This window comes from Streptomyces sp. NPDC098789 (assembly GCF_044759975.1).
Taxonomy (GTDB): Bacteria; Actinomycetota; Actinomycetes; order Streptomycetales; family Streptomycetaceae; genus Streptomyces.
The window spans coordinates 416,740-433,259 of record NZ_JBIWAJ010000005.1; the positions used below are offsets into that span (position 1 = coordinate 416,740).

At 74.5% G+C, this 16,520-nt stretch carries 15 protein-coding genes; 9 read left to right on the forward strand and 6 right to left on the reverse strand.

What is annotated here, in order from left to right:
• Positions 1-41: 41 nt before the first annotated feature.
• From ACIQWR_RS14195 to ACIQWR_RS14205, 3 genes are read left to right on the forward strand one after another with little or no spacing between them, the layout of a single operon-like run.
• Positions 42-686: a hypothetical protein gene (locus ACIQWR_RS14195; protein ID WP_404008312.1), complete on the forward strand. Its 645-nt coding sequence runs from the start codon at positions 42-44 to the stop codon at positions 684-686.
• Between the two features lie 36 nt (positions 687-722).
• Complete coding sequence (locus tag ACIQWR_RS14200; RefSeq protein ID WP_404008315.1) at positions 723-1,022, forward strand: RNase A-like domain-containing protein; 300 nt, start codon at positions 723-725, stop codon at positions 1,020-1,022.
• Between the two features lie 12 nt (positions 1,023-1,034).
• Positions 1,035-1,688 carry a contact-dependent growth inhibition system immunity protein gene (locus tag ACIQWR_RS14205; protein WP_404008318.1) on the forward strand — a complete coding sequence of 218 codons (654 nt, stop codon included), beginning with the start codon at positions 1,035-1,037 and terminating at the stop codon, positions 1,686-1,688.
• 363 nt (positions 1,689-2,051) lie between these two features.
• On the opposite strand, the gene ACIQWR_RS14210 is transcribed toward ACIQWR_RS14205, so the two are convergent.
• Together ACIQWR_RS14210 and ACIQWR_RS14215 are read right to left on the reverse strand one after the other, a co-directional pair.
• Positions 2,052-2,690: a DUF1707 domain-containing protein gene (locus ACIQWR_RS14210; RefSeq protein ID WP_404008321.1), complete on the reverse strand. Its 639-nt coding sequence runs from the start codon at positions 2,688-2,690 to the stop codon at positions 2,052-2,054.
• Between the two features lie 38 nt (positions 2,691-2,728).
• Positions 2,729-4,519, reverse strand: coding sequence for an AMP-dependent synthetase/ligase (locus ACIQWR_RS14215; protein ID WP_404008324.1), 1,791 nt, complete (start codon positions 4,517-4,519; stop codon positions 2,729-2,731).
• 135 nt (positions 4,520-4,654) lie between these two features.
• Here ACIQWR_RS14215 and ACIQWR_RS14220 point away from each other — a divergent pair, with 135 nt between their 5' ends.
• From ACIQWR_RS14220 to ACIQWR_RS14230, 3 genes are all read left to right on the forward strand, one after another.
• Entirely contained in the window at positions 4,655-5,785 is a 1,131-nt protein-coding gene (locus tag ACIQWR_RS14220) for an AraC family transcriptional regulator (RefSeq protein ID WP_404008327.1), read from the forward strand.
• 103 nt (positions 5,786-5,888) lie between these two features.
• On the forward strand, positions 5,889-7,097 hold the full coding sequence (locus tag ACIQWR_RS14225; RefSeq protein WP_404008330.1) for a lipase family protein: 1,209 nt from the start codon (positions 5,889-5,891) through the stop codon (positions 7,095-7,097).
• A 108-nt stretch (positions 7,098-7,205) separates the two neighbouring features.
• On the forward strand, positions 7,206-8,405 hold the full coding sequence (locus ACIQWR_RS14230) for a lipase family protein (RefSeq protein WP_404008333.1): 1,200 nt from the start codon (positions 7,206-7,208) through the stop codon (positions 8,403-8,405).
• Between the two features lie 28 nt (positions 8,406-8,433).
• Here the strand turns inward: ACIQWR_RS14230 and ACIQWR_RS14235 are convergent, their stop codons facing one another.
• Both ACIQWR_RS14235 and ACIQWR_RS14240 read right to left on the reverse strand, forming a co-directional pair.
• Positions 8,434-10,017 carry an alpha/beta hydrolase gene (locus tag ACIQWR_RS14235; RefSeq protein ID WP_404008336.1) on the reverse strand — a complete coding sequence of 528 codons (1,584 nt, stop codon included), beginning with the start codon at positions 10,015-10,017 and terminating at the stop codon, positions 8,434-8,436.
• A gap of 145 nt (positions 10,018-10,162) precedes the next feature.
• Entirely contained in the window at positions 10,163-12,178 is a 2,016-nt protein-coding gene (locus ACIQWR_RS14240) for an AMP-dependent synthetase/ligase (RefSeq protein ID WP_404008338.1), read from the reverse strand.
• On the opposite strand from ACIQWR_RS14240, the gene ACIQWR_RS14245 reads away from it, so the two are divergent.
• Positions 12,173-12,322, forward strand: a complete 150-nt coding sequence (locus ACIQWR_RS14245) for a hypothetical protein (RefSeq protein WP_404008341.1) — start codon at positions 12,173-12,175, stop codon at positions 12,320-12,322. The genes ACIQWR_RS14240 and ACIQWR_RS14245 overlap by 6 nt on opposite strands.
• Before the next feature lie 46 nt (positions 12,323-12,368).
• On the opposite strand, the gene ACIQWR_RS14250 is transcribed toward ACIQWR_RS14245, so the two are convergent.
• Both ACIQWR_RS14250 and ACIQWR_RS14255 read right to left on the reverse strand, forming a co-directional pair.
• The gene (locus ACIQWR_RS14250) at positions 12,369-13,625 is read right to left on the reverse strand and encodes a hypothetical protein (RefSeq protein WP_404008344.1); all 1,257 of its coding nucleotides are present in this window, start codon (positions 13,623-13,625) and stop codon (positions 12,369-12,371) included.
• 292 nt (positions 13,626-13,917) lie between these two features.
• Positions 13,918-14,580, reverse strand: coding sequence for a TetR/AcrR family transcriptional regulator (locus ACIQWR_RS14255; protein WP_404008347.1), 663 nt, complete (start codon positions 14,578-14,580; stop codon positions 13,918-13,920).
• A gap of 131 nt (positions 14,581-14,711) precedes the next feature.
• Between ACIQWR_RS14255 and ACIQWR_RS14260 the strand changes: the two genes are divergently transcribed.
• Complete coding sequence (locus ACIQWR_RS14260; RefSeq protein ID WP_404008350.1) at positions 14,712-15,788, forward strand: medium chain dehydrogenase/reductase family protein; 1,077 nt, start codon at positions 14,712-14,714, stop codon at positions 15,786-15,788.
• 77 nt (positions 15,789-15,865) lie between these two features.
• The gene (locus tag ACIQWR_RS14265) at positions 15,866-16,399 is read left to right on the forward strand and encodes a nuclear transport factor 2 family protein (protein ID WP_404008353.1); all 534 of its coding nucleotides are present in this window, start codon (positions 15,866-15,868) and stop codon (positions 16,397-16,399) included.
• The last annotated feature ends 121 nt before the right edge of the window (positions 16,400-16,520 follow it).

Below are 16,520 nucleotides of genomic sequence, written 5' to 3' on the forward strand. Positions count from 1 at the left end.
TGACCCGCCCCGTGACCGGCCCCGAACCCCTTGGACCCCCGATGAACGCACCCGGAAGCACGCCCTCGGACGCGGACGCTGCCGCGGAAGACGGCGCGCGGGCGTGGGAGGGGGCCGCGCTGCGGCTGCTCGACGACCCGTACGTCTTCGCCTCGGTCGGGCCGCGGCTGCGCCCCGACTGGGCCGAGGACGTCCTCGCCGTGCTGCGCCGCGAGCACGCCGACCCGCGGGGCTGGGCCGGCCTCGACTGGGACCGGGACGGCGAGGAGCGGGCCGCGGCCGGCCCCTCCTTCCCCTTCCGCGCGGACCTCACCGCCGCCGCCGTGCCCGCGACGCTGTACCCGCTGGAGCGCGCCGCCGCGACGGACCTGCTCGCCTCGTTCACGCAGGAGTGGACCTTCGAGACGGCCCCGCTGTACGGACGCCCGGCCGCGGCGCTGGAGGCGGTGCGGGAGGACGCCCGTACCCTGCTGCGGCGCTTCGACGGTGGCGGGACGGGGGTCGAGGGGGCGTCCCCCGCCTACTGGACCACCTCGCCGGCGGCCCGTACGAGCGCCCGCCCCGACTTCCTCCGGGAGCGCCTGGCCGGCGGCGGGGCCCGCTGGACCGACTACCTCGAAGAGCTCGGCCTGGTCGTGGTGAGCGCGGCCGAGGTCGGCGTCTTCTGGTCCTTCAACGCGCAGTGAACCGAGCGGAATCCGCCATCGGGAGACAATGACCCCATGCTCACCAGATCCGCCAGCTACCCCGACCGGGAAACCGCCCAGTGGGCCACCCAGCGCGTCGTGACCGCCAACGAGCAGGCCATCCACCGCTGGCTGGCCCAGGGCACCCGGCAGCGGCTCACCATCGAGGCCGCCTGGCCCTCGCGGGAGGAGCCCGTCGGGCGGGTGCTGCTCGAAGCGATGCTGCTCGCCGGGCGCGACCCGGTCGACGTCCGCGCGGCCCGCATCGTGCTGCGGCGCGAGCCGGCCAGCCCGCACGGGTTCGTCGTACTGACCACCGTCCCGATCTACCTGTAGAGGCCCGCCCCCGTGTCCATGAAGCCCCTCGAACACGACCGGCGCTACGGCGAGCTGGACCAGGTCATGCGCGCCTACCTCGGCCAGCCCGCCGATGACACGCCCGAGCGGCGCAGCACCGCCCTCGACGCCTACCTCCGCCACACCTGGCACACCCGCCCCTGGGCGATCGCCGAGGCGGAGCGCCAGCTGCGCGAGTACGGCCGTACGCCCCCGGGCCGGCTGCGCCTGAGCCTCGGGGAGTACTACGCGGTTCCCGACACCGGCATGGCGGAGTCCGACGTGGGCGCGTGGCTGCTCGTCCTCGCCGACCACCTCAGGGCGAGCGTCGAGAACGGTGAGGTGCCGGCGCCCGCGACGCCGCGGACCCACTGGGAGTGGCACGCCCGCTTCCCGGAGACGGGGCAGCTGCTGGGCGGCTGGTTCTCCCAGGACATCGTGGACCAGTTCGACGACCACGACGCGGCCGTCGCGGACTACGCCGCGACCACCCACCCGCACCTGGTGGCCCGCCTGGTCGGCGAACTGAACGAGCTGGTCGCGCTCCCGCTGGAGGAGAGCGACTACGCCGTGGCCGTGGCCGAGTTGGGCATGGAGGTCGGCGTCCCGGAACCCTTCTCCTACGGCGCCTGGCTGAGCCTGGTAGCCGCCGACCTCACGGCCTGACCAACCCTCCGGTCTCCGGCCGCGCCCCACCGTCCCGGACTCCGCCCCGGCCCCGCGCACCGGACCCGGGCCGATCCAGCCCGTCCGGCGTTTGAGGACCGGGTCCGGGCGGAGCCCGGGGGTGCGCCGCACCAGGCTCGGGGATCCGGCTGCCGCCCGTCGTCCCGGGCTCCGCCCGGACCCGCGCCTCAAACTCCCCCAGCTACCGCTGGGAGGGGCCCCCGGGCGAGGCTGGATGGGCCGGCGCAAGGTGTCCGGCGAGGCTGAATCGGCAGGCCCTTGGCCACCGGACCCCGGCCGTATCCAGCCCGTCCGGCGTTTGAGGACCGGGTCCGGGCGGAGCCCGGGTGGGCCGCGCAGCGGCTAGGCCAGGGACTTCCGGGCGGCCTTGGCGGCGGCCTTGACCGCCTTGCGCTCCTTGCGTTCGGCGCCGATGCCACCGAAAAGGGCAAGCCCCGTGACGGTGACCCGCGGCGAGCCGGCCGCGCCGGGCCCGCTCGCGCGGTCACCGAAGCCACCCAGGATCCCGATGCCCTTGACCTCGCACTCCAGGTCCGGCGGTACCACCACCGACATCCCGCCGAAGAGGGCGAAGCAGCGGATGTTCGCCTCGGCCCCCTCGAAGCGCGCCTCGCGCAGGTCGATGACCCCGCCACCCCAGAGGGTGAACGCGGTGAAGGTCCGCCCCACCGTCCAGTGGCCCCGCCGGGCGAAGCCGCCCCAGACCGCGAAGGCCCCGGACGAGGTCGCCCGCCCCCCGGTGCGCTCGCCCCAGCCACTCGCCGACGCCCCCACCACGGAAGCGGGAGCGGCACCCCCCACCGGGAGGTCACTGGTCAAGGTGGCCAGCTCACCCCGGGTACGCGCACGCAGCGCCGCGCCCAGGCGCTCGTCGAACTCCTCCATGTCGAGGCGCCCCTCCGCGACGGCCTGCCGGAGCGTCTCGGCCACGTCTTCGCGCTCGGCATCGGAGGCACGCATCTCAGGGAGTTGGTTCGTCATGTACACACCCTAAGGAGGCGGCTTCCCGAGGGACCAGGTCAGCCCCCGTACAAGGCGTCGATCTCGGCCGCGTAGCGATCGGTCACCACCTTGCGGCGCAGCTTCAACGTCGGGGTCAGGGCGCCCGACTCCACCGTGAACTCCCCCTCCAGGACGTGGAACGCACGGATCCGGGCGGGCCGCGAGACCGATGCGTTGGCCTCGCTCACCGCTGCCTCCACCAGCGCGCGGACCGCCGGGTGCGCGGACGGCGCACCGGCCAGGTCGAGGCCCTCGCGGGCGGCCCAGGCCGTGACCTCCTCCGTGTCCAGGGCGATCAGGGCCACCGGGTGGGGGCGGCGGTCGCCGACCATCACCGCGCGCGAGACGAAGCGGGAGCGCTGGATGGCGAACTCCACCTCCGTCGGGGTGATGTTCTTGCCCGACGAGGTGATGATCAGCTCCTTCTTCCGGCCGGTGATGCTCAGGAAGCCGTCCTCGTCCAGGCGTCCCGTGTCGCCCGTGTGGAGCCAGCCGTCGCCGTCCACGGCCGCGGCCGTGGCAACGGGGTCCGCGTGGTAGCCGGGGAAGACCATGGGCCCCCGGGCCAGCACCTCACCGTCGTCCGCGATCCGCACCTCGCAGCCCGCTATGGGCCGCCCGACCGTCCCGTACCGCACGGCCGCCGGATGGTTGAGGCTGATCACCCCGGCGGACTCGGTCATCCCGTACCCCTCGAAGACCGCGATCCCGCAGGCCCGCAGGAAGTCCAGGGTCGCGGGCGCGATGGGCGCGCCGCCCGTCAGCGCCCACTGCAACCGCCCGCCGAGGGCTCCCCGCACCAGGGAGTAGAGGGACTTCTCGGCCGCCTCGTACGCGTCCCGCGAGGCGGCCGGCAGCTCACCGTCCGCCGCCAGCACCCCGAGCCGGACCGCCTCCTCGAAGCGCTCCCGGCCGCCCTCCTGCGCTTCGGCGAGCGAGAGCACCACCGAGTGCAGCTTCTCGAACAGCCGCGGCACGGACGGCAGGTGCGTCGGCCGGGCCTCGGCCAGCTCCGAGATGACGTCCTCGATCCGACCCCCGAAGTACGCCAGCTCCCCGCCCTCCAGCAGGGTGGTGAACTGGATCAGCTGCGCCAGCAGGTGGGCGAGCGGCAGGTAGAGGTACGTCGAGTCGCCCGGGCCGCCCTTGATCAGCGGAAGGGTGGCGTCCTGGATGGCGCCGAGGTTGCCGTGGGTGAGGCGGCACCCCTTGGGCAGGCCGGTGGTGCCCGAGGTGTAGACGATGGAGGCGTCGTCGTCCGCGCCGACCGCCGCCGCGCGGGCGTCGAGCTCCCCCGTCGCTCCGCCCGCCGGTGCGAAGGAGGACAGGAACGGGGTGCGCCCCGGCAACGGATCCGACGGATCAGCCAGGTCCGCCGGGTCAGCCGCGTCCATAAGGACCACCTCGCGCAGGTCCGGCAGCCGGTCCCGCAGGGCCGTCACCCGCGCCGCCTGCGCCTCGTCGTCGCAGACGACGACCACCGATCCCGAGTCGGAGAGCACCCAGGCCAGTTCCTCGGCGCCCGCCGTCGGGTACACCGGCACGATGACCGCCCCCGCCGCGAGCACCCCGAAGTGGGTGCGGGTCCACTCCGGCCGGGTCTCGGCGAGCACGGCGACCCGCTCGCCCGGCGCCACCCCGAGGGCCAGCAGCGCCCGGCCCGTCTCCTCGACCAGGGCGTCCAGTTCGGCGTACGTCCGGGTCAGCCAGCTCCCCGCGCGCCGGAAGCGCTGGGCCGGCTCCGGCCCGTACCGCCGTGCGGTCCAGCGGGTGAACACCGCCAGCGTGTCCGGTCGCACAGCGTCCATCGGTATCGCCTCCAGGGCTACCAGCGGGTACGGGGGTACGTACGGACGACGCTAGGCAGCCGATCGCCCCCGGCGACATGACCGGAAACGTCACCCCGGCTGACCCCAGCGCTCATTGCGGCTACCGTCGCAGGCATGGGGAGGCGGACGGTCACCGTGCACCAGGTGCGCGCCGTGCTCGCGGGCGCGCGCACCAACGGCGTCGACGTCGTGCCGCTGCTCCAGGAGGCGCAGATTCCACCGCTGCTGCTGGGGGACGACCGCGCGCGGGTCACGCCCGCTCAGTTCGCCCGGCTCTTCCGCGCCCTGTACCGGGTCACGCAGGACGAGTTCCTCGGCCTCGGCACGGCCCCGAGCCGCCCCGGCACCTTCGCCATGATGTGCCACGCCTCGCTGGGCTGCCGGGACCTGGGCGCGGCGATCGAGCGCGGGGCCGCCTTCTACCGGCTCTTCCCCGGCGGCCCGGAACTGACCCTGGAAGCGGCGGGCCGGGCTACGGGCGGGGCTACGGACGGAGCCACGGGCGGAGCCGCGGGCGCGGGGCTGGCCTGGTTCGGGGTCCACAACGACTTCGGGCGGGACGCGGACCGCTTCCTCACCGAGTGCCTGCTCGCGATCTTCCACCGGCTGTGCAGCTGGCTGATCGGGCGGCGCATCCCGCTCGCCCACGCCTCCTTCGGCTATCCCGCGCCGCCCCACGAGGACGAGTACGCCCTGCTCTTCGACTGCCCGGTGCGCTTCGGGCAGCCCCGCACCGGGGCCGCCTTCGACGCGCGCTGGCTCGGCGCACCGCTCGTACGGGACGAGGCCGCGCTGGACGCGATGCTGCGCCGCGCCCCCTTCGACCTGCTGTCGCGCCCGGAGTACGGGACCACGGTCGCCGAGCAGGTGCGCCGGGCGCTGGCCCGGCAGCTGCGGGTGGCCCCGCGCCTGTCGGAGGTCGCGGAGGTGGCGGGGCGGCTCGCGGTCTCACCGGCGACGCTGCGGCGCCGGCTGCATGCGGAGGGGACCTCGTTCCAGCAGCTCAAGGACCACGTACGACGGGACGCGGCGATCGCCGGGCTGGCCGAGGGCCGGGAGCCGATCGCGGAGTTGGCGGCGCGGCTGGGCTTCTCCGAGGACACCGCCTTCCACCGGGCGTTCCGCCGCTGGACGGGCACCACCCCGGGCGCCTACCGCGCGCAGCCGGCGTCCCCGACGGCCTCGACGACCCCGACGCACCCTGCGGCCCCGATGGACCAGCCGCCCGGTCCCTCTTTCGGGTGAAGTTACCGGCGTGCCCGCCACCGGGTGGAGCGGGATCGGGGGGGCGGGTCGGCAAGGGTGGGGCACCCCGCACGCCCCACCCGGCCCCTCGGGAGAACCACTCATGCGCATCCGAAGCACCGCCCTCACCGCCGCGACCACCATGGCCCTGGCCCTGGCCCTGGCCCTGCCCATCGCGGCCTCGATCCCCGCGAGCGCCGCCCACGCCCCCGCCGGGGCGGGCGACCGCGCCGCCCGGCCCGGCGACCTGCTCTCCGCCGCCCCCTCGGCCTTCCGCCCCACACCGACCCAATCCACCAACACCCGCGCCTGGAAGATCAGTTACCGCTCGACCACCGCCGACGGCGCCCCGAACGTCGTCTCCGGAACCGTGATCGTCCCGCAGGACGGCCGCAGCGGCCCCCGCCCCCTGATCGGCTACGCCGTCGGCACGGTCGGCCTGGACGACTCCTGCGCCCCCAGCGCGCACCTCCCCAAGGGCACCTCCGCGGAGGGCGGCATCATCCAGCGGCTGCTCCAGCGCGGTTGGGCGGTGGCCGTCACCGACTACGAGGGCCTCGGGACGCCGGGCCCGCACACCTACAGCGTCGGCCCCTCGGCCGGCCACGCCGTCCTCGACGCGGCCCGCGCCGCCCAACAGCTGCCGGAGGCGGGCCTGTCGGCCGCCGGCCCGGTCGGCCTCCTCGGGTACTCGCAGGGCGGCCAGGCCACCGGTTGGGCGGCCGAGCAGCAGCGCGCGTACGCCCCCGAACTCCAGGTCAAGGGGGTGGCGGCCGGCGGGATCCCCGCCGACCTGCGCAAGGTCGCGGCCGCCAACGACGGCCGTGCCGGCTCCGGCGTCGTCCTCATGCTCGCCGCGGGCCAGGACGCGGCCTTCCCGGAGCTGAAGCTGGACTCCTACCTCAAGCCGGCCGGCAAGGACCTGGTCGACTACGTCAGGAGCCACTGCGCCGCGATCGACACCACCGTCGGCTCCTTCAAGCGGATGGCCGACCTGACCACGACGGACCCGCTGACCCTGGCCGACTGGCAGGCCCGCCTGAACCAGTCCAGGCTCGGCGGTGGCACGCCCGCCGCGCCGGTGTACCAGTACCACGCGATCAGCGACGAGCTCATCCCGTACGCCGTCGCCCAGCAGCTGCGCGCCGACTGGTGCGCGAAGGGCGCGGACGTCCGCTGGCGCGCGATCCCGAACCGCGGCCACATCACCGGGGGGAACAGCGGCGCGACCCCGGCGGCCGACTGGCTCGCCGACCGCTTCGCCGGCCGCCCCTCGGACGGCGACTGCGCCGCACCTCGACCGCGGACCTGAGGGCTCGGGTCAGCAAAGGTGAGCTGCCCGGTCAGCGACCTTCCGACCGGTCGGTCACTACGGTCTCCTCACCACACCCCCCACCGGACCCCTCGGGAGAGCCGCCCCATGCGCATCCGAAGCACCGCGCTCGCCGCCGTCGCCGCCCTGGCCCTGGCCGGCGCGATCCCCGCCACCACCGCGCACGCCACCACCGCCCACGCCAGCACGGACCAGGCCACCCCCACCACCGCCACCGCTCAGCCCGCCGGCCGGCCCGGTGACGTGGTCGCCGTCGCCCCCTCGGCCTTCCACCCGCTGCCGGACCAGCCCACCAACACCCGCGCCTGGAAGGTCCATTACCGCTCGACCACCGCCGACGGCACTCCGAACGTCGTCTCCGGCACCGTGATCGTCCCCCAGGACGGCCGCAGCGGCCCCCGCCCCCTGGTCACCTACGCCGTCGGCACAGTCGGCCTCGACGACTCCTGCGCCCCCAGCAACAACCTTCCCCGGGGCACCAGCATGGAGGCCAACCTCATCCAGCAACTCACCCAGCGCGGTTGGGCGGTGGTCGTCACCGACTACGAGGGCCTCGGCACCCCCGGCCTGCACACCTACACCGTCGGCCGCTCGGCCGGCCACGCCGTCCTCGACGCGGCGCGCGCCGCCCAAAGGCTCCCGGAGGCCGGCCTGTCGGCCTCCGGCCCGGTCGGCATCATGGGGTACTCGCAGGGCGGCCAGGCCTCCAGCTGGGCCGCCGAGCTACAGGGCTCCTACGCCCCCGAACTCCAGGTGAAGGGGACCGCGACGGGCGGGGTACCGGCGGACCTCCTCAAGGTCGCGGCCGCCAACGACGGCTCCTACGGCTCGGGCCTCGTCTTCATGGCCGCGGCGGGCCAGGACGCGGCCTTCCCGGAGCTGGAGCTGGACTCCTACCTCAACCCGGCCGGCAGGATCCTGGTCGACCAGCTCAAGACCACCTGCGTCGCCGCCGGGTCGGTCGCCGGCTCCTTCAAGCGGATCGCCGACATGACCACGACGAACCCGCTGTCCCGACCCGACTGGCAGGCCCGCCTGAACCAGTCCAGGCTCGGCGGGAGCGCACCGGCCGCGCCGGTGTACCAGTACCACGCGCTCGGCGACGAGCTCATCCCGTACGCCGTCGGCAAGCAGCTGCGCGCCGACTGGTGCGCGAAGGGCGCGGACGTCGACTGGACCACGATCTGGATCGGCGGTCACGTCACCGGCGCGATCAGCCAGTCCCTCGCGGCCGGCAACTGGCTCGCGGACCGCTTCGCCGGGCGCCCGGCGACCGGCAACTGCTGAGCGCACGGTGGCACGCGTGCCCCGCCGGTCACTCGCCGGCGGGGCACGCGCGCGTGCCCGTGGCCAGCTCCCCCTCGACGAGGAAGGCGTCGACCCGCTCGCGCACGCACCCGGAGTGGATGTAGGCGGCGTGCCCGTCGCCCTTGTAGTCCAGCACCACCGCCGAGCCGAGCCGCGCCGCGGTCTCCTCGGTCCAGCGGTACGGGGTCGCCGGGTCGCCGCGCGTGCCGACCAGCAGTACGGGCGGGGCGCCCGGCCGGTCGATCCCGCGCAGGAAGTCGCTGCCGGCGGGGCGCCCGTAGCAGGACAGGACCGTCATCAGCTGGTGCGGCCCGAAGAGCGGCGAGGCGGCGCGGAACTCGGCCGCCCGGGCGTCGATCTCCTTCTCGATCACCGCCGGTGCGGCCTTCGCGTCGCCCCGGTCGGGGTCGTCGGCGCAGTTCACGGCGATCAGCGCGGCCTGCATGTTGTCCGCGGGCACCGGTGTCGCCCCGGGCGGCGGGCTCTCCTGCGGGGGCGGCGGCCCGATCGGCCCGCCCAGTTGCAGCAGCCCGGTGGCATCGCCCTCCCGGTCGGCCATCGCCAGGCCCTCGGCGAGCCCGGGCCAGCTCTTCTCCGAGTAGAGCGCGCCGCCGATGGCCTCGACGACGTCCTGCCCGGTGAACCGCGAGCCGTCCTCGCCGATCAGCGGATCCCGGTCGAGGTGCGCGACGAGATCGGTCAGGTTCTCCTTGGCGCTGCGGGTGTTGGTCCCGAGGACGCAGCCGCTCTGCCGGGTGCACCAGCGCAGGAAGTTCTCCAGCGCCTGCTGCTGGCCCTGGGCCGATACGAGCGCCTGCTGGGCCAGCGGTTCGGTCAGCGTGTCCACCCCGTCGAGGACCATCCGGCCGACGCGGCGCGGGAACAGGGCGGCGTAGGCGGCGCCCAGCCGGGTGCCGTAGGAGAAGCCGAGGTAGTTCAGCTTCGGGTCGCCGAGCACCTGGCGCATCACGTCCAGGTCGCGCGCCGCGTGGACGGTGCCGATGTACGGCAGCACGGGCCCGGAACGCTCGGCGCAGCGCTCGGCCACCGCGCGCAGGGCGGCGAGCTGCGCGGCGGGGTCGTCGTCGCCGGCCCCGTCCTGCGCGTCGAGGGCGCCGCCGCAGCTGATCGGTGCGCTGTGGCCGACCCCGCGCGGGTCGAAGGCGACCAGGTCGTAGGACTCGCCGAGGTCGGCGAAGGCCGTGGGGTCGGCGGCCAGCCCCTCGATGCCGGGAGCGCCGGGCCCGCCGAAGTTCAGCAGCAGCGAGCCGAGCCGCTTGCGGCCGTTGGCCGGGATCTTGGCCAGGGCCAGCTCGATCGTGCCCTTGGCGGGGTCGGCGTGGTCGAGGGGCACGGTGAGGGTGCCGCAGCGCATGGCGGCGGGCGCGCCGGGCTGGTCCGGACAGCCGCCCCAGCGCACGTGCTGCCCGTAGAACCGGGCGAGGGGGGCGGGATCGGGGCTGGGGCCCGCGCCGGGGCCGGAGCCGAGGCTGGGGCCGGGGCCGGGGCCGGGGCTCGCGCCGAGCGAGGTCAGCGCCACCACGGCGGCGGCGCACACGACGGCGGTACGGCGGGAACGGAACCGGTGCACGGCGCCCTCCTCGGCGGCTGCCCCCGGACCACCATAAGCGGGCCGCCCGCCGCCCGCCCGCCCACGCGGGACGGCCCCGGTCACCGCCCGTACAGCCCCGGTACGGCCCCGGTCAGCGCCCGTACGGCCCCGGTACGGCCCCGACTCAGCGGCGGTAGAGCTCCTCGATCTCCCGCTCGTGGTCGCGGGCGACCGCTGAGCGTTTGAGCTTCATCGAGGGGGTGAGGTGGCCGCGCTCCTCCGTGAAGTCGGCGGGCAGCACCGCGAAGCGACGGATCGATTCGGCGCGCGAGACGAGCTTGTTCGCCTCGTCCACCGCCTTCTGCAACTCCGCGCGCAGGTCGTCGTCGTGCACCAGCTCCGTGAGCGGCATCCGCTGCTTCTTGTGCATCTGCCGCCAGTGCACCAACCCCTCGGGCTCCAGGGTGATCAGCGCCGTGACGTACGGGCGGTTGTCGCCCACGACCATGCACTGGCCGACCAGCGGGTGGGCGCGGAGCCAGTCCTCCAGCGGCGCGGGGGCCACGTTCTTGCCGCCCGAGGTGATGATGATGTCCTTCTTGCGGCCGGTGATGCTCAGGTACCCGTCGACGTCGAGCTCGCCGATGTCCCCGGTGGCGAACCAGCTGCCCTGGGGCAGGCCCGCGCCGCTGTTCCAGTACCCGGCGAAGACGTGCCGGCCGCGCAGCAGCACCTCGCCGTCGTCCGCGATCCGCACGGCGGTGCCGGGCAGCGGCCAGCCGACCGTGCCGAGGCGGGGCCGCAGCGGGGGCGTGACCGTGCTGGCCCCGGTCGTCTCCGTGAGCCCGTATCCCTCGAATACCTCGATGCCGGCGCCCGTGTAGAAGGCGGCGAGGCGGCGGCCGAGCGGGGAGCCGCCGCTCAGCACGTAGCGCACCCGACCGCCGAGGGCGGCCCGGATCCGCCGGTAGACCAGCGGGTCGTAGAGCGCCCGGGCGGCCCTCAGGCCGAGTCCCGGGGACCTGCCCTCGACCAACTCGCCGTAGCTGCGGGCGATGCGCGCGGCCCGGTCGAAGGAGGCGGCTCGGCCCATCTTCTCGGCGGTGGCGCGGGCGGTGTTGTAGACCTTCTCCAGCACGTAGGGGATGGCGAGGAGGAAGGTCGGGCGGAAACCGGCCAGGTCGGCGAGCAGGTCGTCGGTCCGGATGCTCGGGGCGTGGCCGAGCTTGACGCGGGCGCGCAGGCAGCCGATGGCCACGGTCCGGCCGAAGACGTGGGAGAGCGGGAGGAAGAGCAGCGTCGAGGCCGGGTCCTTGCTGACGGACCGGAAGACGGGGTGCAGCAGGGCGACCGAATTGTCCGCCTCGGCGAGGAAGTTGCCGTGGGTCAGGACACAGCCCTTGGGGCGGCCGGTGGTGCCCGAGGTGTAGATGAGGGTGGCGACGGAGTCGGGCGCACAGCGCTCGCGCCGCTCGTGCACGAGCGCGTCCGGGATCCGCTCCCCCGCCTTGACCAGCCGGGCGAGGGCGCCGGTGTCGAACTCCCACAGGTGCGCGAGGCCGGGCAGCGCGACGCGTTCGCCGCTGATCACGCGGGCCTGCGCGGTGTCCTCGACGGCGCAGGCGACGGCGCCGGAGTCCTCGATGATCCAGCGGGCCTGGTGGGCGGAGGAGGTGGGGTAGATCGGTACGGTGACCAGCCCGGCCGCCCAGCCGGCGAAGTCGAGCAGGGTCCACTCGTAGGTGGTGCGGGCCATGATGGCGAGCCGGTCGCCGGGCCGCAGGCCCTCGGCGATCAGGCCCTTGGCCACGGCGAGCACCTCGGCGGCGAAGGCGGCGGCGCTCACGTCGTGCCAGACACCGTCGCGGTCCTTGCGGGCGAGGACGGGCTCGTGCGGCGCCTGCAGGGCATTGTCGAAGGGGATGTCCCCGAGGGTCCCGTGGGCCGAGGGGCCGACGAGCGCGGGGACCTCCACCTGCCGGACCACCCCGTCGATCAGGGTCTTGACGGGCTCCACCAGCTGCGGGGGCTGCTGCTGCTCGGCTTCCACGGTGCACGCTCCTCGGCCCGGCTCGGCTGTTACCGCCGGTAATCTACCCAGCGGTAACACCGTCCGACCAGCCCCCGCACCCCTTTTTCCCGAACCGGGACCGCCCGGACCGTCCCACCCCGGGGCCACAAAGGAGGCACATGGGTGCATCGAGCCCTCGCCAGCACCGGCGCGGGCGCGGCCACCGCCTGGGCCCTCGGCGGGGCGGGGGTCGCCCTCGGCCTGGGCGGCGTGCTCGTCGTGGGCTTCCGGCGCGGAAGGCACCGCGACGACCGCGGATCCGCCGCCGCCTGACCGGCAGCGAGGGGCGGGGGGCGGGGGCCCGCCACAGCAGGCGCGATCAGGCGGCCTGCTGCGCCACTGGCCCGCAGTCCCGGCAGTACCCGCCCGGGACCGGCGCCCGGAAGGCCCGTTCGCACCCGTCGCACGTCTGGAACGGGTCCGGCCGCGCGGTCGGCGGGGCGCCCCGCGGCGCCGGGAGCCGCGGCGGGACCTGCGCTCTCAGGCGGTACCCGATCAGGGCCGCCGGATTGCCGAGCTCCGCGGGCAGGTTCCCGGCGAGCAGGTGCGCCACGGCCTCGGGCTCGACGCCGAGGTCCAGCCACCCCGACACCTCCGGTGCCAACTGGCTGACCGCCCGCGCCGGAAGCAACAGCCGAGGATCTCGCAGCCGCAGTTCCGCGAGCAGGTCGAACGCCTCCTGCCGGACCCGCCCGACCGGAACCCCGCCCGTGCCCGCCGCACCAGCGGCACCCCACCCGCATCCATGTGCGACCACGGCCTCGACCGCGGGCCCGCGCCCGGCCCCGGGCAACGGCCCCAGCGACGACCCTCGGGACGCCGGCCGCGACCCCGGCTCCGGCGCGCACCGAGGCCCCTGCGGCTCGGGATCGGGATCCGGCTCGGGGTCGCGGCCGGGGCCGGGGTCGGGCTCGGGATCCGGCTCGGGGCCGGGGTCGGGCTCGGGATCCGGCTCGGGGCCGGGGTCGGGCTCGGGATCCGGCTCGGGGCCGGGGTCGGGCTCGGGATCCGGCTCGGGATCGGCATCGGGATCCGGCTCAGGATCGGCGTCGGCGTCGGCGTCGGGCTCCGGAGTCGGCTCGGCGTCGGGCTTCGGCTCCCGCTCAGGCTCCGAATCGGGCTCCGGCACGGCGTCCAGCGCAGGACCCGGCACGACATTCAGCGCAGGACCCGGCACGGCATCCGGCGCAGGACCCGGCTCCGCCTCCGGCTCGGCGTCCGGCGCATGCCCCGCCTCCGGCTCGGCCGTGGGGGCGCCGGCCCGGAACGGCGGCGGTGCGTGGTCGGTCGTCGCACCTTCGGGGTACGCCGCGCCCGGCTGGTTGTAGGACACCGTACGGGTGATGACCTGCCCCGTCGCCAGCCGCACGCGCACCCGCTCCAGGTACCCGTGCGTCTCCAACTCCCGCAGGGCCGAGGCGATCCGCACCTCCCCCTCGGGGAACCGCCTGGCGAGTCGCTTGATGCCGATCTGCGCACCGGTGGGCAGCGACTGGATGTGCGTGGCGAGACCGATCGCCATCAGCGACAGGGCGTAGTGCTGGGAGAGGTGGTTGCCCACGACCACGAACCGCATGGTGTGCGGAATGTTGACGTGGAAGACACCGGATCGAGGTGTCCCGGCAGGAAGGCGGGACGATGCGCGCGAGGCCGCGCTAGGGTGCTCAGGAGCCATTGGGAAGCTGCTACTTCCTAGTTGGTCAGGCCCTCGTTCGGGATGCCAGTCCCGGCGGGGGCCGTCTCATGTCTGGACGGTGTGCGGCGAGCATATGCCCGGCAACCCCCCAGAAATCCAGCCGAGTTGGAACAGTTCACCCATGCGAGTTACCCACCCCCTTCCGGTGTGACGCGGCGGCGTGCGGCCGCCGTCAGCGGCCGGTGAGCGCCTCCGCCTCCGCGGTGTAGAGCAGCGCCGGATCGAATCCCATGCCGGTGAAGTGGCCGGAGAGTTCGAGCGAGAGCGTGCCGTGCAGCCGGGTCCAGAAGGTGAGCGCGCGGTGCAGGGTCGACGGCGGACCCGGATGCTCGGCGGCCCATATGCGGTGCTCCGCCAAGTGCGCCTCCAGATGCGCCTCCAGCGGTGACGGGGGCCTGGCGGCGGGCTCCTCGGCGGCGCAGGCGTCGAGGAGGACGGCCATGATCTCGGCGGTGATCCGGGTCGTGTCCTCGGGCGCCTCGTAGCCGGGCACGGGGGTGCCGTAGACGAGCAGGTACCGCTGGGGATCGGCCAGGGCCCACGCGCGCAGGGTGTCCGCCAGGCCGCCGAGGTCGACGCCGGCCTCGGCCCGGACGCGGAAGGCATCGGCGAGGCTGCGGTAGGCGTCCCTGATGAGTTCGCTGATCAGCTCGTCACGGTTGGCGAAGTACCGGTACAGGGCCGGCCCGCTCATGCCGATCTGCTTGGCGATGGCGTTGAGGGACAGCGCGGAGGCCCCGGCCGCGGCGATCTGGTCCCACGCGTGCTGCTTGACCTCCTCCCGCACCTGGGTGCGGTACCGCTCCCGGGGAGTCCTCGCATCCGAATCACTCACGACCTGCCTCCACTCTCTCGTCTCTCATCCACCGTTGGTTAGAAGGTATCACGAAAGCTCTTGACTATCGCGACCCAAACGGGTTACAACTTCTAACGAACGAGAAACCCCCTACGAAACGAGTGAGCGACATGAACACCGACCACCTCACCCAGACCCCGCGGTCCACCCGGAACCCGCAGTCCGCCAAGGCCACCCAGGTCGTCCTGCCGGGCGTCGTGGCACCGGAGGGCCTGCAGGTCCTGCGCACCTCCGTGCCGGAGCCCGGCCCGGGTCAGCTGCTGATCGCCATGGAGGCGACCGGCGTCTCCTTCGCCGAGCAGCAGATGCGCCGCGGGCGGTACTACGACCAGCCGCCGTTCCCCTTCGTGCCCGGCTACGACCTGGTGGGCCGCGTGGTGTCGACCGGCCCGGGAGTCGCCCCGGACCTGGCCGGCCGGAGGGTGGCCGCGCTGGTCAAGGTCGGCGGTTGGGCCAGCCATGTGGTCGTCGACGCGAAGGACGCCGTCGAGGTGCCGGAGGGCCTGAGCGCGGCGCAGGCCGAGACGGTCGTGGTCAACGGCATCACCGCCTGGCAGATGCTGCACCGCACGGCCCGCGTGCGCGCCGGGCAGACCGTCCTGGTGCACGGCGCCAGTGGCGGAGTGGGCTCCGTCCTGGTCCAGCTGGCCCGCGCGGCCGGCGTGAAGGTGATCGGCACGGCCTCCGCCCGCCACCACGAAGCACTGCGCGAGCTGGGCGTCACCCCGATCGACTACCGCGTGGGGAATGTGGCGGCCAGGACCCGGGAGCTGGCCCCCGACGGCGTGGACGCCGTCTTCGACCACGTCGGCGGCCGCAGCGTCATCGACTCCTGGCACCTGCTCGCCCCCGGCGGCACCCTCGTCTCCTACGGCAGCGCCTCCACCCGCGACGACAGCGGCTCCAAGCAGCTCCCCGTGCTGAAGATCCTCGCCCGCACCTGGCTCTGGAACGCCCTGCCCAACGGCCGGCGCGCGCACTTCTACAACATCTGGGCCGGTCGCGCGCTGAACCAGGACCGCTTCCGCGCCCGACTGCGGAGCGACCTCACCGAGGTCTTCGCCGCCCTCCAGCGCGGCGAGATCACCGCCCGGATCGCCGCCCAACTGCCGCTCGCCAGGGCCGCCGAGGCCCTCGCCCTGGCGGAGTCCGGCACCGTCACCGGCAAGGTCGTCCTGACCCCCTGACCCCCTGACCCCCTACCTGCCCCCTCACCCCCCGCCCCCAAAAGAACCACAGACCTCAACGACGGAGGACGAACGCCATGAAGCCCCGCACCACCCACACCCGCACCGCCCACACCCGCCTCGCCCACACCCTGACCGCCTTCGCCTGCGCCGCGATCGCCACGGTCGCGCTCGGCACCGCCTCCTACGCCTCGTCGCCCGGCGATCGGCACCTGCCGAAGGTCGTCGCCGCATGGCAGACCGCCTGGAACGGCACGAAGCCCGACGCGCTCGGCGCGCTGTTCACCTCCGGCGGGACCTACACCGACCAGGCGATAGGCGTCACGTTCACGGGCCGTCAGGAGATATCCGGCTGGAAGGCCCGCACCGACGCCCTCATCGAGAACGTCCGGGTCACCGTGCGCGCCGCGCACCGGGACGGCGACCACATCACCATCGAGGCCGTCTACTCCGGGCACCTCAAGGGCGCGCCCAAGCCCTTCGCCGTGCCACTGGCGACCCTGCTCGACCTCGACGGGCCGCGGATCGCCCACGACCAGGACTTCTACAGCCTGAATGCCGTCCTCGCCCAGTCCGGCCTCCCCGCCGACTGGACGCCCCCCACCTCGTGACCACCGCGCCACCGCGCCCCCCGGGGGCAGCCGCGGGGAGCCGGAGGGGTTTGGTTGGGTTGGTTTCTCTAGGTTCTTTGGTCTTATACGTCGGGCCGAACCGGGTCGCAGACACCGGGGA

Bases quoted from the DNA above. Each gene is read 5' to 3' on its own strand.
- ACIQWR_RS14230 (WP_404008333.1), top strand. From the start codon at position 7,206: ATGCGCATCCGAAGCACCGCGCTCGCCGCCGTCGCCGCCCTGGCCCTG.
- ACIQWR_RS14200 (WP_404008315.1), top strand. From the start codon at position 723: ATGCTCACCAGATCCGCCAGCTACCCCGACCGGGAAACCGCCCAGTGG.
- ACIQWR_RS14240 (WP_404008338.1), bottom strand. From the start codon at position 12,178: ATGCACCCATGTGCCTCCTTTGTGGCCCCGGGGTGGGACGGTCCGGGC.
- ACIQWR_RS14225 (WP_404008330.1), top strand. From the start codon at position 5,889: ATGCGCATCCGAAGCACCGCCCTCACCGCCGCGACCACCATGGCCCTG.
- ACIQWR_RS14260 (WP_404008350.1), top strand. From the start codon at position 14,712: ATGAACACCGACCACCTCACCCAGACCCCGCGGTCCACCCGGAACCCG.
- ACIQWR_RS14215 (WP_404008324.1), bottom strand. From the start codon at position 4,519: ATGGACGCTGTGCGACCGGACACGCTGGCGGTGTTCACCCGCTGGACC.
- ACIQWR_RS14250 (WP_404008344.1), bottom strand. From the start codon at position 13,625: ATGCGGTTCGTGGTCGTGGGCAACCACCTCTCCCAGCACTACGCCCTG.
- ACIQWR_RS14210 (WP_404008321.1), bottom strand. From the start codon at position 2,690: ATGACGAACCAACTCCCTGAGATGCGTGCCTCCGATGCCGAGCGCGAA.
- ACIQWR_RS14265 (WP_404008353.1), top strand. From the start codon at position 15,866: ATGAAGCCCCGCACCACCCACACCCGCACCGCCCACACCCGCCTCGCC.
- ACIQWR_RS14195 (WP_404008312.1), top strand. From the start codon at position 42: ATGAACGCACCCGGAAGCACGCCCTCGGACGCGGACGCTGCCGCGGAA.
- ACIQWR_RS14220 (WP_404008327.1), top strand. From the start codon at position 4,655: ATGGGGAGGCGGACGGTCACCGTGCACCAGGTGCGCGCCGTGCTCGCG.